The organism is Ferruginibacter sp. (genome assembly GCF_031430955.1).
GTDB lineage: Bacteria > Bacteroidota > Bacteroidia > Chitinophagales > Chitinophagaceae > Ferruginibacter.
Genome location: NZ_JANPCM010000467.1, coordinates 1 through 1540, shown reverse-complemented (window position 1 = coordinate 1540; position 1540 = coordinate 1). Strand labels below are relative to the sequence as shown.

The window sequence follows — 1540 nt, the reverse complement described above, 5'->3', positions numbered from 1 at the left end:
ATGTGCAGCAATAAGTGCGTATTATTATTTCAGGATAATACAGGCCATGTATTTTAAAGAAAATAATGATGCCACGGTGCAGGAATGGGATGTAACCCCAGCTTTTAAAATATTGCTTTTAATAACTGCTGCACTAATCATTGTTTTAGGCGTTAAGCCCGATTTAATTATTGACTGGCTGTATTTGTAATTTTTTAATTTATTATCGCTGCCCGAATTTGAAACCCAAATTCCAAATTACTAATTCCCAACCTGCCTGCCGGCAGTCAGGTTCCCTTTCTCATACCATTCATAAAAGTTTTCTCCTGTCATTTCTTTTCTGTTGTTAACTTTAGGGTTAATACAATGCAATGACTTTTAAAGACACCATTAAACTTTCGTGGCGCAACATCAGCAGTAACCGTTTAAGAACGGGCATTACAGTGGCTATTATTGCATTGGGTATTTGTGCATTAATATGGTTTTTAACTTCTTTAAAAGCGGCTAGTAACAGTCTTACCAATAGTTTTTCTACTATGGGAGCCAATGCTTTTAGTGTAAGGTATAAAGACAGGAATATCCGTTTTGGTGGTGGCGGCCAGCGTGATGTTGAAAAAACAAGTAAGTCGGCTTTAAAAGAAAAAAAATCTAACACCGGAAAGATTATTACTTACGAGCAGGCAAAAGAATTTAAAGAGCGGTATCCTTTTCCGGCATTAGTGGGTTTGGCTATAAGGGGCGCAGGAAGTATTGTGGTAAATAACGAAAAGAAAAAAACAAATCCTGATATAAACGTTACCGGCGGCGATGAAAATTACCTGGAATTAAACGGTTACAAAATCGCTTATGGCAGAAACTTTACCCCTGCCGATATTGAATCGGGAAGAAATGTTTGTGTTATAGGCAGTGGTGTTGCAGAAAAATTATATCCCGAAAATCCTTCAAAAGCAGTAGATAAAGTTATTACTGTAGATCATAATCCTTATCGTGTGCTTGCGGTGCTGGAAGATAAAGGCTCCAGTGCTTTTTTTAATACCGGCAAAGTGGTCATTACTTCTTACAATAATATCAGGCGTTTGTATGCTACACAAACATCCTCTTTTGTAATAGCTGTAATGGTTAGTGATATAAATTTAATTGATGTTGCTGTTGGTGAAGCCAAGGGCGCTTTCAGGCCAATAAGAAAATTGGATGTAAAAGAAGAAGATAATTTTTATATTGATAAAAGCGACAGTATTGCAGCATCGCTGATAAATAATTTGGGCTTTTTAGAAAAAGGGATAATTGGCGTGGCATTAATTACTTTACTGGCATCCTCAATTGGATTAATGAATATTATGCTGGTGGCTGTAAACGAAAGAACAAAGGAAATTGGTTTGATAAAAGCTTTGGGTGGCACAAAAAAAGACATCCGCAACCAGTTTTTGTGGGAATCAATCTTAATTAGTTTACTGGGCGCCGTTGTAGGAATTATTGTTGGAATTCTTTTAGGTAATTTGATCGCCATGTTTTTAAAATCAGGATTAGTATTACTTTGGGGATGGATAATTGGCGGAATAGT

The 1540-nt window shown here is 36.6% G+C and carries 1 protein-coding gene and 1 pseudogene; both read left to right on the top strand.

Annotation, left to right across the window (positions count from 1 at the left end):
• Positions 1-190: pseudogene (locus tag ACY65O_RS12875) on the top strand (NADH-quinone oxidoreductase subunit N); the annotation flags it as partial.
• A gap of 160 nt (positions 191-350) precedes the next feature.
• Positions 351-1540: ABC transporter permease (locus tag ACY65O_RS12870; protein WP_462221263.1), on the top strand; the 1190-nt coding region annotated here is incomplete at its 3' end.